Here is a 21,702-nt window from a genome sequence, read left to right as displayed (position 1 = left end):
GTGCGAGCGGTGTCACGGATGGTGCCTGTCGCGCGGGTGGTCCTCGCACCCGTCGCCCTGGAAGCCGCGCCGGTGTGCGGGGCCGTACCGGGCCCGGACGGCGCCGGGTCGCGGTGGCCGGTGACCACGAGGGGTGGGGCTCGCCCCGCAGGATCCGCGTCGCAGGGCCGGCCGACCACTGTAAGCACCGGGCGAGGCGCCGTACCAGGGCGCACGCGCGCCCGCGTCCTGCCCCGTCCCCTGCGCCGTCCGCCCCCGTCCGTGCGCCCCGCCCGGCCGCCGGTGACCTGCGGTCTCAGCCGCCCCAGGACCAGTCCGCGACCTCGGGAAGGTCGGTGCCGCGGGCCCGGATCCAGTCATGGTGGCGCAACCGCGCGTCCTCCATCCGCTGGCGTACGGCGGCCGCCCGCACCGCGAGTCCGGGGACGCGGTCGATGACGTCCATGACCAGGCGGTAGCGGTCGAGGTCGTTGCGGACGACCATGTCGAACGGCGTGGTCGTGGTGCCGATCTCCTTGTAGCCCCGCACGTGCAGGTTGCGGTGGCCGGTGCGGCGGTAGGCGAGGCGGTGGATCAGCCAGGGGTAGCCGTGGTAGGCGAAGATCACCGGCTTGTCGGTGGTGAACAGGCCGTCGTACTCGAAGTCGCTCATGCCGTGCGGGTGTTCCTCGCTCGGCATGAGGCGGGCGATGTCGACCACGTTGACGACACGGACGGCGAGGTCGGACAGGTTGCGGCGGAGCAGCTGGGCGGCGGCCAGCACCTCCTGGGTGGGGACGTCACCGGCGCAGGCGAGCACGACGTCGGGTTCGCGGCTGCCGTTCTCGGTGCCGGCCCAGTCCCAGATCCCGGCGCCGCGGGCGCAGTGCGCGCGGGCCTGGTCCAGGGTCAGCCAGTCGAAGCAGGGCTGTTTGCCGGCCACGATGACGTTGACGTAGTCGCGGCTGCGCAGGGCGTGGTCCGCCACCGACAGCAGGGTGTTGGCGTCCGGCGGCAGATAGACCCGCACGACCTCGGGGCTCTTGTTGAGGACGTGGTCGACGAAGCCGGGGTCCTGGTGGGAGAAGCCGTTGTGGTCCTGGCGCCAGACGTGCGACGTGAGCAGGTAGTTGAGGGAGGCGATGGACGCGCGCCAGGGCAGCCGCCGGGTCACCCGGAGCCACTTGATGTGCTGGTTGACCATCGAGTCGACGATGTGGACGAACGCCTCGTAGCAGGAGAACAGTCCATGACGGCCCGTCAGGAGGTAGCCCTCCAGCCAGCCCTGGCAGGTGTGCTCGGAGAGGATCTCCATCACCCGGCCGTGCCGGTCGAGGTCCTCGTCGACCTGGAGGGTCTGCGCCTGCCAGGCCTTTCCGCTGGCGGCGAAGACGGCCTGGAGCCGGTTGGACGCGGTCTCGTCGGGACCGACGAGCCGGAAGTCCCGGCGCCCGGCGGTGGATCGCATGACGTCGCGCAGCAACTCACCGAGGACACGGGTGGGTTCGTGCAGCGTCGTGCCCGGCTTGTCGACCGGGACGGCGTACGAGTCGAGGCCGGGCAGGGGGAGTTCGCGCAGGAGCAGGCCGCCGTTGGCATGCGGGGTGGCGCCGAGACGGCGGGTGCCCTCGGGAATCCAGGCCAGGACGTCGAGGCGGGGGCTGCCCTGCTCGTCGAAGAGTTCCTCGGGCCGGTAGGAGCGCAGCCAGGCCTCCAGCTGGCGCAGGTGGTCGGGGTTGTCCCGGACGGCGGACAGCGGGACCTGGTGGGCGCGCCAGGTGCCCTCCACGGGCAGCCGGTCGACGTGGGCGGGGCCGGTCCAGCCCTTCGGGGTGCGCAGCACGATCACCGGCCAGCGGGGGCGTTCCCCTGCCCCGTCCTCGCGGGCCGCGCGCTGCAGGGCGGCGATGCGGTCCAGGGCGGTGTCCATGGCCTGCGCCATCGCGCGATGGACGGCGTTCGGCTCGTCGCCGGTGACGTGGATGGGGTCGTGGCCGTAGCCGCGCAGCAGCTCGTCCAGTTCCGGTTCCGGGATCCGGGCCAGCACGGTGGGGTTGGCGATCTTGTAGCCGTTGAGGTGCAGGATCGGCAGGACCGCGCCGTCGTGCACGGGGTCGAGGAACTTGTCGGAGTGCCAGGCGGCGGCCAGCGGCCCGGTCTCCGCCTCGCCGTCGCCGATCACACAGGCCACCAGCAGGTCGGGGTTGTCGAAGGCGGCGCCGTACGCGTGTGCCAGCGAGTAGCCGAGCTCACCGCCCTCGTGGATCGAACCGGGCGTCTCCGGCGCGACATGGCTCGGCACACCACCGGGGAAGGAGAACTGCCGGAACAGCCGCGCCATGCCCGCCGCGTCGCGGGAGACGTCCGGGTACGTCTCGCTGTAACTGCCCTCCAGCCAGGAGTTGGCGACCACCGCCGGGCCGCCGTGGCCGGGACCCCAGACGCACAGGGCGTTCAGGTCGCGGTTGCGGATGACCCGGTTGAGGTGGGTGTACACGAGGTTGAGCCCCGGTGAGGTGCCCCAGTGGCCGAGCAGCCGCGGCTTGACGTGCTCCGGGCGCAGCGGCTCGGTGAGCAGCGGGTTGGCCATGAGGTAGATCTGGCCGACGGACAGGTAGTTCGCGGCGCGCCAGTGCGCGTGCAGTGTCCTGAGCTCGTCGTCGGCGAGCCGGGCGGACGACTGCTGCGGGTCGACGGACATTCTCGGGTTCCCTTCCGGATCGGGGTGGCGCGGAGGTGCGTACCGGTCCGTACCTCCCCACCCTCTCCCGGTGCCGGGTACCCGACAGGGCCGACCGGACCATACGGGCGAGCGGATCCGTCCGTAAGAGGACTCCCCCGGACCGCCCTCAGGCTCCCCGGGCCACCCTCAGGCCTCCCTCCCCCCGCTCTCCGGGCTGCCTCGCCAGGAAGCGGAGCGGCCCGCGTCGAGCCCGCGGATGTGCTCGATGTTGCGCCGGTCCTCGGCGTCCTGGCCGGCCTCCGCCCCGAACCAGGCGTCCAGGATCTCCTTGAGCAGCGGCACGGAGGTCAGCCGCAGGCTGAGGGCGAGGACGTTGGCGTCGTTCCACCGGCGGGCGCCGTCGGCCGTGCAGGCGTCGGTGCACAGGGCGGCCCGGACGCCGGGCACCTTGTTCGCGGCGATGGACGCGCCCGTGCCGGTCCAGCAGCACACCACGGCCTGCTCCGAGGTGCCGTCGGCCACGTCCCGTGCCGCCGCCTCCGAGCACACCGCCCACTGCGGGTCGGAACCGGGGCGCAGCGCGCCGTGGGTCACCACGTCGTGTCCGCGGCCGCGCAGCTCCGAGACGAGGGCGCGGGCCACGGGTTCGTCCATGTCCGAGGAAACGGAGATCCGCATGTCGGGAGCCTACTGAGCGGACGTCCCCGTTGTCGCCTCCGGGCGCCGCCGGAGGCGGGCGCACCGGATGACGTCCTCCTGCGCCCCGCGTCCCCTCCGGCAGCCGAGCCCCGCGGCCCCGGCGGCCGAGCCCCCACGGTCCCGCCCTGCGGTCACCCCGCGGTCGAGTCCCATGTGCCGCTGGTCAGACCGACCGGGTTGGCGGCCGGGATGATCCCGGAGTCCAGGACGGTGCGGGCGAGCGGTTCGAGCAGGTGGGCGAGTCGGGCGGTGCCGGCGGCGCCGAGTGCGGTCCACGGTGCGGCGGCCGCGGCATCGGTGCCGGCCTCGATCTCCTGTCGGGCGGCGGCCCCCTCCTTGGTGAGCCGCCCGTCCTCGTCGAGCCATCCGCGCGCACGCAGCCCGGCCCGGGCCGCCTGCCAGTGCGCCGGGTCCCATTTGCGGGTCTGCCGCTGGAACTCGTCGTCCGATTCCCCCGTCGCGCACTTCAGCGCCATGGCCTCGACCGGCCCCACCCCCCGGCCGACGAGGACGGCGACGTGTCCGTCGCCCCGGTGTTCGCGCAGGGTGGTCAGGGCCTGCCAGAGCCTGACGTGGGGCTGCGCGGGGCGGGTGAGGGCCTGGTTGGCGGCGGCGAGCACCCGCCCGGCCGTGTCCGCGGCCTGCGCGGCCTCCCAGGCCAGGTCGGCCGCCTCGGCCATCTCGTCGGAGGCGACCGCTTGCGAGCCGTAGAGGCCGGTCATGGCGGCGTCGACGGCTTGCGCGCGCACCGCGAGGACGTCCGCCGGGTCCGCGTAGGTCCAGGCGTCGGGCAGGGCGCGGGCCACCCGGTCGGGGTGGAAGACGTAGAAGCAGCTGGTGACGACGGAGGCGGGAGCGGGGCCGAGCGGGGCGGCGCGCAGGGCGAAGTAGCCCATCCAGTAGCCGCGCAGGCCGAGGCCGTCGGCGGCCCGGCGCACCTCGGGAGCGAAGTACACCAGGTCGTGGACCGGTTCGAACCGCTCCCACATCGTCCGTGCGACGGTGTCGCCCACTGTGTGCCCTCCCGGGTCTCTCGGCGGTGGGTGCCCGAGGCAGCATCCATCATGACAGCGGTCATAACAAGCCCCTGGCCTTCACGGAGGACCTGGACGGCCCGCCACGCCGAGCCCTGCCGCGGGCTCCGGGAACGCCGAGACCGCCGCCACGAACCGCTCGGCGTCGTCGAGCCAGGGGTAGTGCCCGGCACCCGGCTGCACGACGAGGGAGGCGTCCGGGAAGAGACGCGCGAACTGCGCCACCGAGCGGGGCGGGCTGTTCAGGTCGACCTCTCCGGCGAGCAGCAGGACGGGAGCGGCGAGGGCGGTGAGCGCGGCGCGGGTGGCCTGCGGGGTGAAGGCCCCTTCCTCCCCGAAGCGGGCCACGGCCTCGGCGTTGTCCGGCCGGGCGTCCGCGTGGTGCCGGCGCGCCGCGGCGTCCCAGCGGCCGTGGAAGAAGGGGGCGACGGCCTCCCAGTCCTCGCCGGTCCCCTCGGTGACGGCCACCAGGGCGGCGTACGCCTCAGGGAACCACGGCTCGTGCCGCCGCAGCCGCGCCAGCTCTCTGCGCGTCCCGCCGGTGATCTCGATGCCGACGGCGCGGGTTCCGGGGGTGACCAGGGCGAGGCTCGCGACGCGCTCCGGATGCCGGGCCGCGTACTGCGTCACGACGTTCGCACCGGCGGAGTGGGCGAGGAGGCCGATCCGGGGCAGTCGGAGGTGGGCGCGCAGGGCCTCGACGTCGTCGACGAGACGGTCGCAGCGGTAGGAGGCGGTGTCCTCGGGGATCGCGGACCCTCCGGTGCCGCGGAGGTCCAGCGTGATCAGTTCGCGGTGCGCGGACAGGCCGCCGAGGTCCCCGAGGTAGGCGGAGTCCGCGGGGCCGCCGGGGACGCAGACGAGCGGGGCTCCGGATCCGGTCACGCGGTAGGCGAGCCGGGTTCCGTCAGGTGCGCAGAAGGTGGGCATGCCGGCGATCCTGGCATCTCATAACCGGGTTGTACAACCTGGTTATGAGATCCGGGCAGGGTGTATAACCGGGTTGTGACAGGTGAGGAGAGCACAGGGAGCGGCCCCGGGGCGCTGACCGAGGAGCAGGCGGGGCGCATGCTGGCCGACATCAACGAGGTCATCCGCGCCGGCGAGGAGATGCGCGCGCTGCGCGCCGAGATGATCCAGGTGTTCGCCGGGCTCGGCTGGACCCAGGACACCATCGCCCGGCTCGCCGGGATGAGTCAGCCCGCCGTGTCCAAGCAGATGACGAAGCACCGGGACGACCCGCCGCCCCCGGTGGAACTCGCCCTCGACCAGCGCGACGTCCCCTGGCTCGAGGGACGCCTGTGGGGCCTGGCCGAGGAGATCTCGGAGTGCCTCGGCCACTCCGCCCACTGCACCCGGTACGTCGAGGCCGTCACCCGGGGCAGGAAGCGCTTCACGCCCTGGAACGTCGACGCACTGCGCCGCCTCGTCGAGGAGGACCTGCGGGTCCACCGCGCGGAGCTGCCCGCCGGACACCGTGCCGCGTACGACACGATCAGCCGCGGACTCGACCTGCCCGCCGGGGTCACGGCCCCCGCCACCGCTTCGGCGTCCGTACGGCGCACGCTCGCCCGCCGGCTGCAACGGGACCGGCTGCGCGAGGACTGAGGCGCGCGGCGGCCGGCCGGCGACCTTCCCGACGGGGCGGAACAGGGTCTCACCACCCGGGACAGGCCCGGCGCCGCCGTCCGTCGGTCCCGCGGGATCACGCTCGGCGCCCGATGGCCGGGGGGCGGGGGGCGGGGGGCGGGGGGCGGGAGGACATGATCACCGACGGCCCTGGACCTGCCGGCACCGTCGCCCGGCAGTGCCTGAACCGGGCCGGTCGGGGCGGCCGCCGCCCGGGAGGTCACCCGCTCCGGGCGGGGCCGCGGCCGTCGCCCGGTCAGCGGCGGGCGCGCTGGTGGACGCGGGCGAGGAGGAGGTTCGGGTCCTCCTGGGTGAAGTACGCCGCGCTGGGCACGTAGGCGGTGCGTCCGCGTACGGCCACGGAGGTCGGGTTGGACAGCCCGTCCTCGCCGGTCAGGACGACGGTGTGGGTGCCGTTCGGGCGGACCCGGACGACCTCGTCGGCGGTGATCAGCGCGGCGAGGACGGTGTCGCGGTGCCGCTCGACGAAGCCGAAGTCGTCGATGCCGGGCAGGCCGGTCGCCCTGGTCCTGATGGGGCCGGCGGAGCCGTTCTCCCGGACGGGGATGCGCAGGAGGGTGCCGGCGTCGGAGTTGGACACCCAGACGGCGTTGTGGTGGAGGCGGAGGCCGTTGACGCCGAAGCCGGACGCGTCGGGCCCGGTGCCCGGCTCGAGTTCGGGTCCCGTGGCCCAGGCCTTGGGCCTGCCGCCCCTGCTCGGGACGCGCCAGACGGTGCCCCGCACCGAGTCGGCGGTGTAGAGGACGCCCCGGCGCTCGTCGAGGGCGAGGCCGTTGAGGAACCCGTCGGGCGGCAGCTTCGCGATCTGCCGCGGGGCGCCGCCGTCGCGGGAGATGCGCCAGATGCCGGTCCTGCTGGTGCCGGTGGAGTAGTTGACGTAGAGCGTGCCGTCGTGGGCGCGGGCGATGCCGGTGACGACGGCGGCGCCGATGTTGGGGGTGTCGGGGTTCGCCACGGCGGGCAGGGTGGCGATGATCCGCGTGGTGCCCTTGCGGGTGACGTTCGCGACCTTGCGGGCGAAGCTGAAGGTCAGGTCGGCGGAACCGTCGGGTTCGAGGGCGATGTTCTCGGGTGTCTGCCCCTGGGCGAAGTCGAAGTGGGCGATGACGCGCGGGTCGGACACGGTCGGTTCGCCGGCCGCCGCGGTGGCCGTCGTGAGCAGGCCGAGAGCGAGGGCGGCTGCGGTGACACCCGCCAGGCGTGGAAGTCGGGACATGGACCTCTCCTCGGAGGGGAGCACGAAAGCGCCGGTGTGCGGCGCGAGACGAACATGGCGGCGGGCCGGTGGCGGCGGTGGCAGTCGCGGCCGGGAGATCCCCCGCGTGGCCCAGGGCATGAACCCGCCTGCCGCATGCACGAGACTGGGCCGTGCAGTCCGGCACCGACCGAGAGGGAAACAGCGGCGTGATCATCTTCGGCACCAAGGGTTATCTGTACCAGCTGGCGATCGTGACGCTGGTGTGCGGCCGCTGCGGCAACCCCTCCGCGCACACGCTCAGGAAGCGCGTCACCAAGTTCACGCTGTTCTTCGTGCCGCTGTTCCCGGTCTCCGTGAAGTACCTGACGCAGTGCACCTTCTGCGGCGCCGAGGAGAAGGTGACGGGGGAGCAGGCGGAGCGGTTGCGGACCCAGGGGTCCGTCACCGGGTGAGCCCGGCTCGCTCGCAGGCGGCCCGCAGCTCCCGGGTGCAGATCCGGTCGACGGTGTACACGCCGTCCTTGACCAGGGTGCGCCCGATGTCGGCGGCCGTCACCGCGTGCGGGGTGAGCAGGACCGCCGGGATGTTCCTGGTCGTGGGGCTGTCGACGGTGGTCGGTGCGTGGTCGCGGGGATCCTCGTCGCGGCCCAGGGCGACGGCCATGGCAGCGGCCGCGGCGGCCTCCTTCCGGAAGGGCTTGTACACCGTCATGTACTGCTCGCCCTTGACGATGCGCCGTACGGCGTCGAGGTCGGCGTCCTGGCCGGTGACCGGGGGCAGGGGGGTGACGCCGGCGCTCTTGAGGGCGGCGATGACGCCCGCGGCGATGTTGTCGTCGGCCGCCAGGACACCGTCGATCCCGCCGGGGCCGAGCGCCGCCAGGGCGGCGGACATGTTGGCGTGGGCGACCTGGGTGCTCCAGTCCTGGGTCTCGTACGACCGGGCGACCCGCACCCGGTCCTGGATGACGGAGAGCGCCCCCCGCCGGAACAACGCGGAATTGGGGCTGGTCGGGTCTCCGTTCATCATCACGACCGTCCCGCCGTCGGCCCGCTTCCCCATGCCCTGCACAAGCGCCTCGCCCTGGAGTCGGCCGACCCGCGTGCCGTCGAATCCGACGTAGCCGGAGACCGGGCCCTCAGCGAGCCGGTCGTAGGCGACCACCGGGACGCCCGCCCGGCGCGCCTCCTGGATCGAGGAGCGCAGCGCACGGGTGTCGGCGGCGTCGAGGATCAGGACCTCGGCCCCTTTGGTGATCATGGAGATCATCTGCTGCCTCTGCCGGGTCGCGTCGTTCTCGGCGTTGGCGTAGTCGAAGGTGCACGCGGGGCACAGCTTCTTCACCTGGGCCTGGATCATCGGCCGGTCGGCGTGCTCCCAGCGGGGGACCGAGCGGCTCGGCAGGAGCAGGCCCACGGTGAAGCCGTCGGACCGCGGACCGCTGTCCTCGCCGCAGGCGGCCACGGGCAGTGCGAGGAGCGCCGCGGCGAGCGCCGCGGTGACCGCCCGGCCGCGCGGCCTCACGGCAGGCCGCCCGCCTGCTTGTGGGCGACCGGTTCGTGGTTCGGTACGACGATCTCGCTCCACACCTGCTTGCCGCCGGCCACCGGGACCGAGCCGGAGGACTCCGACATCGCCTCGACCAGCATCAGTCCGCGTCCGCCGGTGGACTCCCAGTCCACGATCACCGGCTTGGCGGGCGCGCGGGGCGAGGAGTCGCTCACGCTGACCCGGACCCGGTCGCCGCGGAGCACCAGGTCGAGGCGGACCGGGCCCTGGGTGTGCACCAGGGCGTTGGTGACGAGTTCGGAGACGACCAGCAGCACCGCGTCGGCGGCCTCCGCGACCTTCCACCGGCGCAGGGTGCGCGCGGTGAAGCGGCGGGCGTGCATGACGGCGTCGGGCAGCCGCCACACCATCCATCCGGCGCGGATCGGGCGGGTCGTCATGCCGTCGTAGCGCAGGAGCAGCAGGGCCACGTCGTCCTCACGGCGGCCCGCGTCGCCGAGGAGTTCGTCGGCCATCGTCCCCGGGTCCGCCGGGTCGGCCGCGGCGAGCGCGGTGCGGGTGCGGCGCATGCCCTCGTCCAGCGGCAGGTCGGAGGCCTCGACCAGGCCGTCGGTGACCAGGGCGAGGACCGTGCCGGGGGCCAGCGCGACGGAGGTCATGGGGAACTCCGCCTCCGCGAGGATGCCCAGCGGGGGCCCGCCCGCGACCTCCACCTCCTCGGTGCCGCCGTCGGGATGGCGCACCAGCGGTGCGAGGTGCCCGGCGCGGACGAAGAGGGTGTTGCCCTCCTCCATGTCGAGTTCGGCGTAGCAGCAGGTCGCGAAGAGGTCGGTCTCCATGCCGACGAGGAGCCGGTTGGCGTGCGAGACGACCACGTCGGGCGGGTGGCCCTCCATGGCGTAGGCCCGGACGGCGGTGCGCATCTGGCCCATGATCGTCGCGGCTCCCGCGCTGTGTCCCTGCACGTCGCCGATCACCAGGGCCACCCGGTCCTCGGAGAGCGCGATGACGTCGTACCAGTCGCCGCCCACCTGGAGTCCCCGCCGGGCGGGCAGATAGCGGGCGACGGCGATCCCGCCGGGGAGTTCGGGCAGCCGGCGGGGCAGCAGGCTGCGCTGGAGCATGGTGGCGAGCTCCTGCTCCGCGTCGTGGGCGTGGGCGCGCTGGAGGGCCTGTCCGACGAGGGCCGCGGTGGCGGTGAGCAGGGAGCGCTCCTCGGGGACGAACTCGTGCGGCCGGTGCCAGCCGACCAGGCACACACCGGCGATGCGGCCCTTGCCGGGGAGCGGCAGGACGGCGAGCCCGCCGGGGCCGATGCCCGCCAGGCCGGGTTCCAGGGCGGTGCCGGCGGGCCACAGGTCCATCCGGCCGTCGCTCAGCGCCGCCTGCAGGGTGGGCAGCGCCCGCACGGGCGTGTCGGGCCACTCCGTACGCCATTCGGAGCGCCACACGTCCGGCCAGGCGGCGGGCTGCGGCGGGTCCAGCACGGTGACCATCAGCCGGTCGTCCTGGACGGCGGCGAGGGCCACCCGGTCGGCGCCCAGCGGCTCGCGCAGGGCGGCGACCACCACCCGGCCGACGTCCCGGGTGGTGACGGCGTCGTCGAGCGCGGCGGTCAGCCACTGGATCCGGGAGACGTCGTCGGGGCTGCGGCGCAGGACCGGGGTGGCGGTCACCACGCCGACCACCTGCTCGGGCAGGTCGGCGGTGGCCGGTTCGGCCCGGCAGCTCAGGCTCAGCCAGCGCATCTCGCCCGTCGCGCCGCGCACCCGGAACTCCAGGTCGCGCCGGCCGGACGCCTGGGAGGCGGGCTCCAGGACGGACATCAGCGCGTGCATGTCCTCCGGGAGGGCGTGGGCCAGCAGGGTGTCCACCTTGCCGTCGAAGTCGTCCGCCGAGATGCCGACCAGGTCGAGGAGCGTGCCGTCCGCCTCGATCAGACCGGTGTCGGGGACCAGGACGAAGGAACCGACGCGCAGACTCCGCAGGGCGGGGTCCAGCAGGGACGACGGCTCGGGCGGTCCCGTCACGGGCTGGAGCAGGCCGGCGACGGCGTCGGCGTAGCGCTCCAGGAAGCGGCGCTGGTCGGCCTCGAAGCCGTCCGCCGAGGCCCCCGTCACGACCAGACAGCCGAGCCGTCTGCCCTCCGCGTCGAGGGGCAGCGCGCCGAGCGAGGGGTCCGCGGTGAGCCACAGCGGGCGGTCGGTGAGGAAGGCCCGCGCCGCGGGTGAGTCACCGGACAGGGGCAGCCGCTCCGGTGGTGCCGGCCCGGAAGGGGTACGTCCTGCCGAGTCCACCAGCCGAAGCTCTTCGTTCCCGGCCCCGGGCGTGTAGACCGCCGCCTGTGTCGCTCCGGCCAAGGTCAGGGCCCGGTCGAGGCATGTCCGCAACGTACCTCCCGTCCCTGCCGCAGGTGCCGACAGGTTGAGAACGGGGCACCCACCCACCAGAATCGCATATACGAACCAACCGGACATACCTACCCGTCGTCCCTCTTGTCGTCTACGGCAGGTGGCACCCATGAAGGCCTGCATACGGGACACGGCCGCCACCCTGACCGCGGTCTCGGCGGCCGTCGCCCTGGCGGCCTGCGGGGCGGACGGCGGCACCGACCCCGGCGGAGGGACCGCGCCGCGCATCGGTCTGCTGCTGCCGGACTCCACCACGGCACGCTGGGAGGCGCAGGACCGGCCGCTGCTCGAGAAGAGGATCGAGTCCCTGTGCGACACGTGCGAGGTCGAGCACGCCAACGCCAGGGGCGAGGTCGCCATCCAGCAGGAGCAGATGGACTCGATGATCACCAAGGGCGTCGACGCCATCGTGCTGGTGGCCGTGGACGGCAGGTCGCTCGCCACGTCGGTCTCGGAGGCCCGTGCGGCGGACATTCCCGTCATCGCCTACGACCGTCTCGCCGAGGGCCCGATCTCCGGCTATGTCTCCTTCGACGGGGTGGAGGTCGGCAGGCTCCAGGGCCGGGCCCTGCTGGAGGCCATCGGCGACGGGGTGAGGGACCCGCAGATCGTCATGATGAACGGCGATCCCGCCGACCCGAACGCGGAGTCGTTCAAGAAGGGCGCGCTGTCCGTGCTCCGCGGGAAGGTGAGGATCGGCAAGGAGTACGACACCCCGCAGTGGCGGACGGAGACCGCGCACATGAACATGTCCGCCGCGATCGCGGCCCTCGGCGCCGACGCCATCCACGGGGTCTATTCGGCCAACGACGGCCTCGCCGCCGGGAGCATCTCCTCCCTCAAGGCCAACAAGGTCGATCCGCTGCCGCCGGTCACCGGTCAGGACGCCGAGCTGGCGGCCCTGCGGCGCATCCTCGCCGGCGACCAGTACATGACCGTCTTCAAGCCCTTCGGTCCGGAGGCGGCGGCCGGCGGTGCGATGGCCGTGGCCGCGGCCCGCAGGGAGGACCTGGACCGGGTGGCCACGGGCGAGGTGACGACGGGGAGCGGCGGGAAGGTCCCGGCCGTCCTGCTCACGCCGGTGTCCGTGACCGCCGACAACATCGATAGCACCGTGGTGAAGGAAGGCCTGCACACGGTCCAGCAGATCTGCACCCCCCAGCTCCGGTCCGCCTGCGAGGAGGCAGGGCTGACCTGACGGGCCGGTTCCGCGGGCTCCGGGCACGCCCGGGTCCAGGGAAGGAGTTGGTTGCCGTGCCGGATCCCCCCTTGCTGGCGCTGCGCGGGGTGTGCAAGCGCTACGGAGTCGTCGACGTCCTCACGGACATCGAGCTGGAGATCCACTCCGGCCAGGTCGTCGCCCTCCTGGGGGACAACGGAGCCGGCAAGTCGACCCTGGTCAAGGTGATCTCCGGGGTCACGCCCGCGGAAAGGGGCGTCATCGAGTGGGAGGGCCGGGCGGTCCACATCAGACGCCCGCACGACGCCCGGGACCTCGGCATCGCCACCGTCTACCAGGACCTCGCCCTGTGCGGGAACCTCGACGTCGTCGGGAACCTGTTCCTCGGGCGGGAGATCCGCCGGTACGGGTTCCTCGACGAGATGGAGATGGAGCGCCGCACCCAGCTCCTGCTGGAGCGGCTGACCCGACGGGTCCCCGATCTGCGGCTGCCCGTCGCGTCGCTGTCCAGCGGCCAGCGGCAGACCGTCGCCATCGCCCGCTCGCTTCTCGGTGACCCGCGGGTCCTCCTCCTCGACGAGCCGACGGCGGCCCTGGGGTTCGAGCAGACCTCCGAGATCCTGGACCTCATCGACCGGTTGCGGGACCGCGGGCTGGGCGTCCTGCTCATCAGCCACAGCATGGGCGACGTGAAGGCCCTCGCGGACCGGGCCGCGGTGCTGCGGCTCGGCCGCAACAACGGCTTCTTCGACGTGAACACCGCCTCCCAGGAGCAGATCATCTCGTCCATCACCGGTGCCACGGAGAACGTGCCCCGCCGGCCGGCCCACCGGGAGGCGGGGTGGTGAAGGACATGCGCAGGGTCGCGGACGGCAGCCCGGGCGAACGCACCCCGCCGGACGGCGAACCCCGTCCGCCGCGGCGCGCGCGGCTCGCCTCCCGGGCCGTGGGCGGGGGGACGCGGGCCGTGCGCGGCGGGGTGGGACTCCTGCGGCACAAGGTGAGAGCGGGAGAGCTGGGCTCGCTGCCCGTCGTCCTCGTCCTGGCCGTCGTCTGGATCACCTTCCAGTCCCTGAACGAGAACTACCTCTCCCCGCGCAACCTGTCGAACCTCTGCGTGGACATCGTGGGCACGGGACTGATCGCGGTCGGCATCGTCTTCGTGCTGCTGATCGGCGAACTCGACCTGTCCGTGGGCTCGATCAGCGGTCTCGCGGCCGCCGTCTTCGCCGTGCTCAACGTGAACCACGGTGTGCCGGAGTGGCTCGCCCTCGTCGTCGGGGTGCTCACCGGCACCGTGGCGGGCACCGTCCAGGGCTTCTCCATCGCCAGAACCCGGGTACCGGCGTTCGTGGTCACGCTCGCGGGGCTGCTCACCTGGAACGGCCTGATGCTCGCCGTCCTCGGCGACAGCGGCACCGTCAACCTGGACGAGGACGGGCTCGTCGCCGACCTGACCGGCTACTACTTCACCCAGGACGCCGTCGCCTACGCTCTGGCGGGGGCCGCCACCGCGGCGGTGTTCCTGGTGGCCGACCGGGACAGACGGCGCCGCCTGTCCGTGGGCATGCCGCACCGCTCGCTGCCGGCCGTCACGGCACGCACGGGGGTCACGGCGGTGGTCGCGTTCGGCACCGCGTACCTCCTCAACCGCTTCCAGGGGCTGCCGCTCGCCCTGCTGATCTTCCTCGTGACGGTCGCCGGCCTGGACGTCCTGCTCCGCCGCACCCACTACGGGCGGCAGGTGTACGCGCTGGGCGGCAGCATCGAGGCGGCCCGGCGCGCCAGCCTCAGCGTGCTCCGGGTCCAGACCGCGGTGCTCGCCGTCTCCGGCACCATGGCCGCGATCGGCGGACTGTTCCTGGCCTCCCGCATCACGTCGGTCAGCCAGAGTTCGGGCTCGGGCGTCCTGCTGGTGAACGCCATCGCCGCGGCCGTGATCGGTGGGACCAGCCTGTTCGGCGGGCGCGGTACGACGTGGTCGGCGGTGCTGGGCATGCTGGTCATCCAGTCGATCGCCTCGGGCATGGCGATCACCGACACTCCCCCGGCCCTGCAGTTCGTCATCACGGGCGGGGTGCTGTTCGCGGCGGTGGTCATCGACGCGCTGTCACGGCACTCGCAGGAGGCCCACGGGCGGGCGTGACGGCCCGCGCGGCCCGGCCCTCGCCCCGGGACCGGGGCAGCACCTCTCTGTGATCTGTGCCACATCCCGCGACTGCCGCAACTTTGGTTGAAAGTTTTGTCATCTAGGCTGACAAACCTTCCGCCCCTCCGCAGGCCACCGGAGCGTCCCTCCATGTCCGACAGGTCCACCTCCGCCCCCGCGCAGCCCTCCGTGACCGCCGCGTACGCCCGGATCTACGAGGAACAGCAGCCGCGTCTCGTCGCGTACGCCCGCACCCTCACCCGGAACGCCTGGACCGCCGAGGACCTCGTCGCCGAGGCGCACTTCCGGGTGTGGCGGCGGCTGGCCGAGGGCCATGAGATCGACAACGTGCCGGCGTATCTCAGGACGACGGTGCGGCACCTGGCGATCGCCTCCGGGACCGCGGTGCGCGAGACGCCGCGCGATCCGCACACCGACGAGCGGGCGGAACCGGGCACGCCCCAGGGCGACCCGGCCGAGCAGGTGTCCCAGGTCGACCTGGTGGTGCGGGTGCTGGGCCAGCTGCCCGAGCGCTGGGTGAAGGCGCTGTGGCTGGCCGAGGCGGAGGGCCAGCCGCTGGCCGCGATCGGGCCGCAGCTCGGGACCAAGGAGGGCGCGACGGCCGTACTGCTGCACCGCGCCCGGGAGGGCATGCGGCAGGCCTTCCTGCGCACGCAGAGCGGCGCCCCCGACGACCCGGCGTGCCAGGTCCACTGGGCCCGGATGCCCGCGTACGTACGCGGTGCCGCCACGGCGCGCCAGGGGGAACGGCTGCTCGGTCACGTGGACGGGTGCGCGGACTGCCGCGCGCGGCTCGCCGCGCTGATGCGGGCCAACGACCGGCTGCCGGCGCTCGTCGCCCCGGCGCTGCTCGTGTGCGCGCTGGGCGGCACGGGCAAGTTCCTCCTGGCCTTCGCGACGGGATCCGCCGGCGCGGCGAGCGCGGCCGGCGCGGCGGGCGGGCACGGCGCCGGGCTGCTGCACGGCGTGCGCCATGCCGTGGTGGGGGGCTCGAAGGCCCCCGCGGTGGTGGCGGCCGGCGCGCTCGTGGCGGGCGCCGCCGCGGTCTGCCTCGTCCTCGGCCCGGCCGAGTCCGCTCCGGCTCCCGGGCAGCGCACGCCGGTCGCCGACGCCCCCGTGGCCCGGGTGCCGGTGACGCGGACGCCGGCGGCACCGCCGACGGAGGCCGCGCTTCCGGCGGAGGCCACCGACGACGAGGGGGCGAGCTCCGCCGAGGCGGCCGACGACCGGGGAGCGGGCGCCGCCCGGACGGGGGACACGAGCAGTTCGCCGGAGCCGGCTCCGGGCGGGACGACCGCTTCCGCACCAGGGGACGACGCGTCCCCGCCCGCCGAAACCCCGCCGGAGGAGGGACCGGCCGCTCCCCCGGCCGACGAGGGCGATCAGGACGAGGGCGGGCAGGAGGCACCGGAGCCCTCCACTCCCGCCCCCGCCCCCGAGCCCCCGGAACCCGAGGCTCCGCCCGCGCCCGATCCCGAGCCCGAGCCCGGGAACGGGAACGGGAACGGGAACGGTACGGGAACCGGAACCGAGGTGCCCGGCGGGGACACCGCCCCGGGCTCCGGCTCGGGCTCCGACACGACCGGACCGGACTGCGGGACCGGCGACCGGGACGCGGGGCACGGGAGGGACGCCGGGCACGGGAGGGGCCGCGAGGGCGAGGGACGCCACCACCGGCCCGGGCACGCGAGCACGCTGGGCGACTGACCACGGACCACCGCTCCGTGCCGCGAGCTGCCGGGGGCGCCTGCCGCGGTTCCCCCGGACGACCCGAGGGGCCGGTCCTCACACGTTACGGCGGTACTGGCCCCCCACCTCGAAGAACGCGTCGGTGATCTGCTGCAGGGAGCAGACCCGGGCCGCGTCCATGAGCACGGCGAACACGTTGCGGTCGTTGACCGCCGCGTCCTTGAGGGCGGCCAGGGCCGCGTGCGCCTCGTCGCGGTGACCGGCCTGGTAGTCCCGGACGCGCTCCAGCTGGGAGCGCTTCTCCTCCTCGGTGGCGCGGGCCAGCTCGACCACTCCGTGCTCGGCGGTGTCGGCGTGGGGGTTGCGGAAGGTGTTGACGCCGATGATGGGCAGCGTGCCGTCGTGCTTGCGCTGCTCGTAGAGCATCGACTCGTCCTGGATCCGGCCGCGCTGGTAGCCGGTCTCCATGGCGCCGAGCACACCCCCGCGCTCATTGATCCGCTCGAACTCCTGGAGGACGGCCTCTTCGACCAGGTCGGTGAGTTCGTCGATGACGAACGAGCCCTGGAGGGGGTTCTCGTTCATCGCCAGGCCCCATTCCCGGTTGATGATCAGCTGGATGGCCAGGGCGCGGCGGACGGATTCCTCGGTGGGGGTGGTGACCGCCTCGTCGTAGGCGTTGGTGTGCAGGCTGTTGCAGTTGTCGTAGATCGCGATGAGCGCCTGCAGCGTCGTACGGATGTCGTTGAAGTCCATCTCCTGGGCGTGCAGGGAGCGTCCGGAGGTCTGGACGTGGTACTTCAGCTTCTGGCTGCGCTCGTTGGCGCCGTACTTCTCCTTCATCGCGACGGCCCAGATCCGGCGGGCCACCCGGCCGAGGACGGAGTACTCGGGGTCCATGCCGTTGGAGAAGAAGAACGACAGGTTCGGGGCGAAGTCGTCGATGTGCATGCCCCGGGCGAGGTAGGCCTCCACGTAGGTGAAGCCGTTGGCCAGGGTGAAGGCGAGCTGGCTGACGGGGTTCGCGCCGGCCTCGGCGATGTGGTAGCCGGAGATGGACACCGAGTAGAAGTTGCGGACCTGGTGGGCGATGAACCACTCCTGGATGTCCGCCATCATCCGCAGGGAGAACTCGGTGGAGAACAGGCAGGTGTTCTGGCCCTGGTCCTCCTTGAGGATGTCCGCCTGCACCGTGCCCCGCACGTTCGCCAGGGCGCGTGCGCGCAGCTCGGCGGCCTCGTCCGGAGAGGGGTCGCGGCCCTCGGCGGCGCGGAAGGCGTCCAGCTGCTGGTCGACGGCGGTGTTGAGGAAGAACGCGAGGATCGTCGGGGCGGGGCCGTTGATCGTCATGGAGACCGAGGTCGTGGGGGCGACCAGGTCGAAGCCGTCGTAGAGCGCCTTCATGTCGTCGAGGGTGGCCACCGAGACCCCGGAGGTGCCGACCTTGCCGTAGATGTCGGGGCGTTCGTCCGGGTCGCGGCCGTAGAGGGTGACCGAGTCGAAGGCGGTGGACAGCCGGGTGGCCGGCTGGCCTTCGGACAGCAGCTTGAAGCGCCGGTTGGTGCGGAACGGATCGCCCTCCCCGGCGAACATCCGCGCCGGGTCCTCGCCGTCGCGCTTGAACGGGAACACCCCTGCGGTGAAGGGGAAGTAGCCGGGCAGGTTCTCCCTGCGCCAGAACCGCACCAGCTCTCCGTGGTCGGTGAACCGGGGCAGCGCGACGCGCGGCACCTTGTTGCCCGAGAGCGACTCACGCGTCAGCTTGGTACGGATCTCCTTGTCCCGGACCTTCACCACCTGCTCGTCGCCGGAGTAGGAGGCCACGACGGCGGGCCAGTCGCGGAGCTGCTCCACGACGTGGTGCGGGAGCTCGTTGCGGGCGCCGTCGAGCAGCGCCCTCACGTCCGCGGCGTCGGAGCCCGCCGCGGCGAGTTCGTCCGCGACGGTCTCCAGCCGCTGCACCCGCCTCGCCGCCTCGGCCAGCCGGCCGGTCTCGGCGTGGTAGGCGCGCACGCTGTCGGCGATCTCGGCGAGGTAGCGCACCCGGTCCGCGGGGACCACCTGCCGGATGCCGGAGGAGTGGCGTACGCCGACCGGCGCCAGCGCGCCCTGGAGCAGCGGCAGGCCCCGCTCGGCGAGGGCGGCCTTGAGGTGCTGGTAGAGCGCCGTGACCCCGTCGTCGTTGAAGGTGGCCGCGGAGGTGCCGTAGACCGGCATGTCCTCCGGCCGCTTGCCGAACGCCTCGCGGTTGCGGACCAGCTGGCGGCCCACGTCACGCAGCGCGTCCTTCGCTCCGCGCCGTTCGAACTTGTTGATGGCCACGACGTCGGCGAAGTCGAGCATGTCGATCTTCTCCAGCTGCGACGCGGCGCCGAACTCCGGCGTCATCACGTACATCGAGGTGTCGACGAACGGCACGATCGCGGCGTCGCCCTGGCCGATGCCCGGCGTCTCCACGATCACCAGGTCGAATCCGGCCGCCTTCACGACGTCGATCACGTCCGCGAGGTGCTCGGGCAGTTCACGGCTCCCCCGGGTGGCCAGGCTCCGGAAGAAGACCCGGTTGCCGTCGAGGGAGTTCATCCGGATCCGGTCGCCGAGCAGCGCGCCCCCGCCGCGGCGGCGGGTCGGGTCGACCGCGATCACCGCGATCCGCAGTTTGTCCTGCTGGTCGACCCGGAAGCGGCGCACCAGCTCGTCGGTCAGCGACGACTTGCCCGACCCGCCCGTGCCCGTGATGCCGAGCACCGGCGTGGTCCGCGCCGCCGCGCCGGCCCGCACCTGCTCCACGAACTCGGCGGGCAGCTTGCCCAGTTCGGCACCGGTGACGGCGCGGGCGATCGCGAACCGGTCGCCCGCGAGGACGGCGGCCGCGTCCGCCGGCCTGCCGTCCCACAGGTCGAAGTCGCAGTCCCTCACGACCGAGTTGACCATCCCGGCCAGGCCCATCCGCTGGCCGTCCTCCGGCGAGAAGATCGTCACCCCGCTCTGGCGCAGCCGGGCGATCTCCTCGGGCACGATGACACCGCCACCGCCGCCCACCACACGGATGTGCTCCGCGCCCTGCCGGCGCAGCGACTCGACCAGGTACTCGAAGTACTCCACATGGCCGCCCTGGTACGACGAGACCGCCACACCGTGGACGTCCTCCTCGAGCGCCGCGTCCACGACCTCCTGGACCGACCGGTTGTGCCCGAGGTGGATCACTTCCGCGCCCTGGGACTGGAAGATCCGGCGCATGATGTTGATCGAGGCGTCGTGCCCGTCGAACAGGGCCGAAGCCGTGATCAGACGGATGGGGTGCACGGGACGGTGCACTTCGCTCATGGGGAGGCCTTCCCGGAGAGGTCAGGGGTACGCCGACCCCGAGATAGTAGGACGTCCTACTAATTTACCGCAGACGGCGCCGCTGTGACGTATCCCGCACCGCGGCCGCGCATGCCGCACACAGGAAACCGAACGACTCGACCGCCCCGAGCCGGACGCGGTTCCTCACCGCGACGGTGCGGGGCAGCCGGCCTGCCGCGGGCCCGTCCGGGCCACCTGCGCGAACCGGGGCGTCAGGGGCGCCCCGTCCCGTGGGAGCGTACGGCGGTCTCCAGGACTTCGTGGACGGACCTGGCGGGGCGGCCGACGACGGCTTCGAGAGCGGGGCCGACGGCGTGGAACTCGCCGCCGCGTGCCGCGGCGAACATCGTCAGGGCGAACTCCGCGGCCGGTCGCGGCATCCCGGTGGCGACCGCCGCGGAGATCCATGCGTCGTCGTCCATGACGGTCCGGGTGACGGTCCGGCCGGTGATGCGGCTGAGGATGCCGGCGACATCGGCGAAATCCAGTGCGTGGGGGGCCGCCAGCGGCGGCGTGGCCCCTTCGAGCGTGCCGCCGCCGGTCAGCGCGAGGGCCGCGGCTTCCGCGAGATCCTCGTGGGCCGTCCAGGAGACCGGGCCGTCCTGCGGCACGGCGAGGACGCCGGTCCGCAGAGCCGCGCCGATGTAGCGGTCGAGCGTGGAGGCGTAGAACCCGTTGCGCAGAGCCGTCCAGGAGACCCCTTGCCGCGCGAGATGTTCCTCGGTGGCCGCGTGGACCTTCTGCGGCGGGAAGAGCGAGGTGGGGGATGCGGCCTGGTGGCTGGTGTAGAGGATGTGCCGGGCACCCGCCTCCCGTGCCGCGTCGATGGCGGCGCAGTTCGCGCTCACCGCGGCGCCGCCCCGTATGGCCGCGGAGACGACCAGGACGCGCTCGGCGCCTTCCAGGGAGTGCTTCAGGCTGCCGGGGTCGGTGAAGTCTCCCGCCCGGACCCGGACGCCGCGCTCGGCAAGGTGAGCGGCCTTGCTCACGTCGCGCACGCTCACGCCGATCCGGCCGGCCGGCACCCGCTCCAGCAAGCGGTCGACGATCAGCGATCCGAGGCGGCCGGTGGCTCCGGTGACGATCAGCATCGAGGACTCCCTCTGTCGATTTCCAGTGATACCAGAAAACACGGTAACACTGATACTTCCAGTGAGAGCAACAGGAGCGTCCAGCGCTGTGCGGTCCCCGACGCCCTCGCATAAAGCCAGTTCAGCCGCCTGCCACCGGCGGCGATCACGGGCAGCCCAGGCGGTATCATCGTTCCCATGTCTTCGAATCCGCAGCGGAGAGACAGCACCCGGGACCGCATCGTGGAGGCTGCGGCGGACCTGCTGCGCGATCATGGGCCGACTGCCGTGACCACACGCCGCGTGGCCCAGGAGGCGGGGCTGCAGCCACCCGCGCTGTACCGCTTCTTCCAGGGCAAGGACGACCTGCTGGACGCCGTGGTGGAGCACGTGTTCGCCGAGCACGTGGCGGGCAAACAGGCCACCGCACCCTCACAGGATCCTGTGGAGGACCTCCGCGACGGGTGGAACACGCAGATCGGCTTCGGCCTGGCCCACCCGCACGTCTACGGCCTCCTGCTCGACCCGTCACGCGCACGCGACACCCCCGCGATGTCCACCGGTGTGCGGATCCTCGCCGAGCGGGTGCACAGAGTCGCCGCAGCCGGACGGCTCCGGGTGAGTGAGGAACGCGCCGTCAACCTCATCCGCGCGGCAGGAACCGGAACCATCCACACCCTTCTGACCCTGCCACCGGACCAGAGCGACCCGCACCTGGCCGACGCCGCCTTCGACGCGGTCGCGCGGGTCGTCTTCACCGACGAGCCGGCCGTCCCCACCCGGGACCCGGCGGCGATCGTGGCGGCCTTCCGCACCCTCCTGCCCGAACTGCCCGGCCTCAGCCCGGCTGAGCTCACCCTCCTCGACGAGTGGCTGCAACGCTGATCACCGGCTTCGCGCGAGCCGCTGCAGCGGTGTTCTCCGGGACCGGGGCAGGCCCGGGCGCATGCCGCCGTCGAGATCGCGGATGGTCCGAGGTCGAAGCCGCGGGCCCCCTGATCTCGCTGTCGAGAGCCGCCTTCACCCGCCCGCCCTGGATGCCGCTCAGGTGACCTTCACAGCCGCAAGGCCGATACTGCCTT

General features: G+C 73.1%; 16 protein-coding genes. 7 read left to right on the top strand and 9 right to left on the bottom strand.

The genetic code is table 11. The annotated features are described in order from the left end of the window. Nucleotides 1-295: 295 nt before the first annotated feature. From ACFY30_RS12380 to ACFY30_RS12365, 4 genes are all read right to left on the bottom strand, one after another. Complete coding sequence (locus tag ACFY30_RS12380) at nt 296-2,680, bottom strand: phosphoketolase (protein ID WP_390845136.1); 2,385 nt, start codon at nt 2,678-2,680, stop codon at nt 296-298. A gap of 168 nt (nt 2,681-2,848) precedes the next feature. Next, nucleotides 2,849-3,340 carry an RpiB/LacA/LacB family sugar-phosphate isomerase gene (locus tag ACFY30_RS12375; protein WP_390845135.1) on the bottom strand — a complete coding sequence of 164 codons (492 nt, stop codon included), beginning with the start codon at nt 3,338-3,340 and terminating at the stop codon, nt 2,849-2,851. Between the two features lie 152 nt (nt 3,341-3,492). Beyond that, the gene (locus ACFY30_RS12370; RefSeq protein WP_390845134.1) at nt 3,493-4,374 is read right to left on the bottom strand and encodes a hypothetical protein; all 882 of its coding nucleotides are present in this window, start codon (nt 4,372-4,374) and stop codon (nt 3,493-3,495) included. 81 nt (nt 4,375-4,455) lie between these two features. After that, a complete protein-coding gene (locus ACFY30_RS12365) occupies nt 4,456-5,325 on the bottom strand; it encodes an alpha/beta fold hydrolase (protein ID WP_390845133.1) in 870 nt (289 codons plus the stop codon). 75 nt (nt 5,326-5,400) lie between these two features. On the opposite strand from ACFY30_RS12365, the gene ACFY30_RS12360 reads away from it, so the two are divergent. Further along, on the top strand, nt 5,401-6,003 hold the full coding sequence (locus ACFY30_RS12360) for a sigma-70 family RNA polymerase sigma factor (RefSeq protein ID WP_390845132.1): 603 nt from the start codon (nt 5,401-5,403) through the stop codon (nt 6,001-6,003). 277 nt (nt 6,004-6,280) lie between these two features. Here the strand turns inward: ACFY30_RS12360 and ACFY30_RS12355 are convergent, their stop codons facing one another. Beyond that, nucleotides 6,281-7,261: an SMP-30/gluconolactonase/LRE family protein gene (locus ACFY30_RS12355; RefSeq protein WP_390845131.1), complete on the bottom strand. Its 981-nt coding sequence runs from the start codon at nt 7,259-7,261 to the stop codon at nt 6,281-6,283. 188 nt (nt 7,262-7,449) lie between these two features. Between ACFY30_RS12355 and ACFY30_RS12350 the strand changes: the two genes are divergently transcribed. Then, nucleotides 7,450-7,695 (top strand): zinc-ribbon domain-containing protein, encoded by a 246-nt coding sequence (locus tag ACFY30_RS12350; RefSeq protein ID WP_390845130.1) that lies wholly within the window; start codon nt 7,450-7,452, stop codon nt 7,693-7,695. Here the strand turns inward: ACFY30_RS12350 and ACFY30_RS12345 are convergent. Beyond that, nucleotides 7,685-8,767 carry a sugar ABC transporter substrate-binding protein gene (locus ACFY30_RS12345; RefSeq protein WP_390845129.1) on the bottom strand — a complete coding sequence of 361 codons (1,083 nt, stop codon included), beginning with the start codon at nt 8,765-8,767 and terminating at the stop codon, nt 7,685-7,687. The two genes, ACFY30_RS12350 and ACFY30_RS12345, sit on opposite strands and share 11 nt — an antisense overlap. Continuing rightward, nucleotides 8,764-11,142, bottom strand: coding sequence for a SpoIIE family protein phosphatase (locus tag ACFY30_RS12340; RefSeq protein WP_390845128.1), 2,379 nt, complete (start codon nt 11,140-11,142; stop codon nt 8,764-8,766). Before ACFY30_RS12340 ends, ACFY30_RS12345 begins: the two co-directional genes overlap by 4 nt. Before the next feature lie 130 nt (nt 11,143-11,272). Between ACFY30_RS12340 and ACFY30_RS12335 the strand changes: the two genes are divergently transcribed. The 4 genes from ACFY30_RS12335 (at nt 11,273) to ACFY30_RS12320 (ending at nt 16,220) form a co-directional block, all read left to right on the top strand. After that, entirely contained in the window at nt 11,273-12,361 is a 1,089-nt protein-coding gene (locus ACFY30_RS12335) for a sugar ABC transporter substrate-binding protein (protein ID WP_390845127.1), read from the top strand. Nucleotides 12,362-12,417: 56 nt separating this feature from the next. Beyond that, nucleotides 12,418-13,191 (top strand): ATP-binding cassette domain-containing protein, encoded by a 774-nt coding sequence (locus ACFY30_RS12330; RefSeq protein ID WP_390657726.1) that lies wholly within the window; start codon nt 12,418-12,420, stop codon nt 13,189-13,191. A 5-nt stretch (nt 13,192-13,196) separates the two neighbouring features. Beyond that, the gene (locus ACFY30_RS12325) at nt 13,197-14,489 is read left to right on the top strand and encodes a sugar ABC transporter permease (RefSeq protein WP_390845126.1); all 1,293 of its coding nucleotides are present in this window, start codon (nt 13,197-13,199) and stop codon (nt 14,487-14,489) included. A 153-nt stretch (nt 14,490-14,642) separates the two neighbouring features. Further along, complete coding sequence (locus tag ACFY30_RS12320; protein WP_390845125.1) at nt 14,643-16,220, top strand: sigma-70 family RNA polymerase sigma factor; 1,578 nt, start codon at nt 14,643-14,645, stop codon at nt 16,218-16,220. Between the two features lie 78 nt (nt 16,221-16,298). Here ACFY30_RS12320 and icmF read toward each other — a convergent pair whose 3' ends face one another. Both icmF and ACFY30_RS12310 read right to left on the bottom strand, forming a co-directional pair. Then, complete coding sequence (gene icmF / locus ACFY30_RS12315) at nt 16,299-19,529, bottom strand: fused isobutyryl-CoA mutase/GTPase IcmF (RefSeq protein ID WP_390845124.1); 3,231 nt, start codon at nt 19,527-19,529, stop codon at nt 16,299-16,301. Nucleotides 19,530-19,762: 233 nt separating this feature from the next. Continuing rightward, the gene (locus tag ACFY30_RS12310; protein ID WP_390845123.1) at nt 19,763-20,641 is read right to left on the bottom strand and encodes an NAD(P)H-binding protein; all 879 of its coding nucleotides are present in this window, start codon (nt 20,639-20,641) and stop codon (nt 19,763-19,765) included. A gap of 177 nt (nt 20,642-20,818) precedes the next feature. Between ACFY30_RS12310 and ACFY30_RS12305 the strand changes: the two genes are divergently transcribed. Next, a complete protein-coding gene (locus ACFY30_RS12305; RefSeq protein WP_390845122.1) occupies nt 20,819-21,505 on the top strand; it encodes a TetR/AcrR family transcriptional regulator in 687 nt (228 codons plus the stop codon). The last annotated feature ends 197 nt before the right edge of the window (nt 21,506-21,702 follow it).

Source organism: Streptomyces sp. NPDC000345, from assembly GCF_042898825.1.
In the GTDB taxonomy this organism is placed as follows: Bacteria; Actinomycetota; Actinomycetes; order Streptomycetales; family Streptomycetaceae; genus Streptomyces.
The sequence above is the reverse complement of the archived record's forward strand: the minus strand, read 5'-3'. Positions and strand labels throughout refer to the sequence as shown.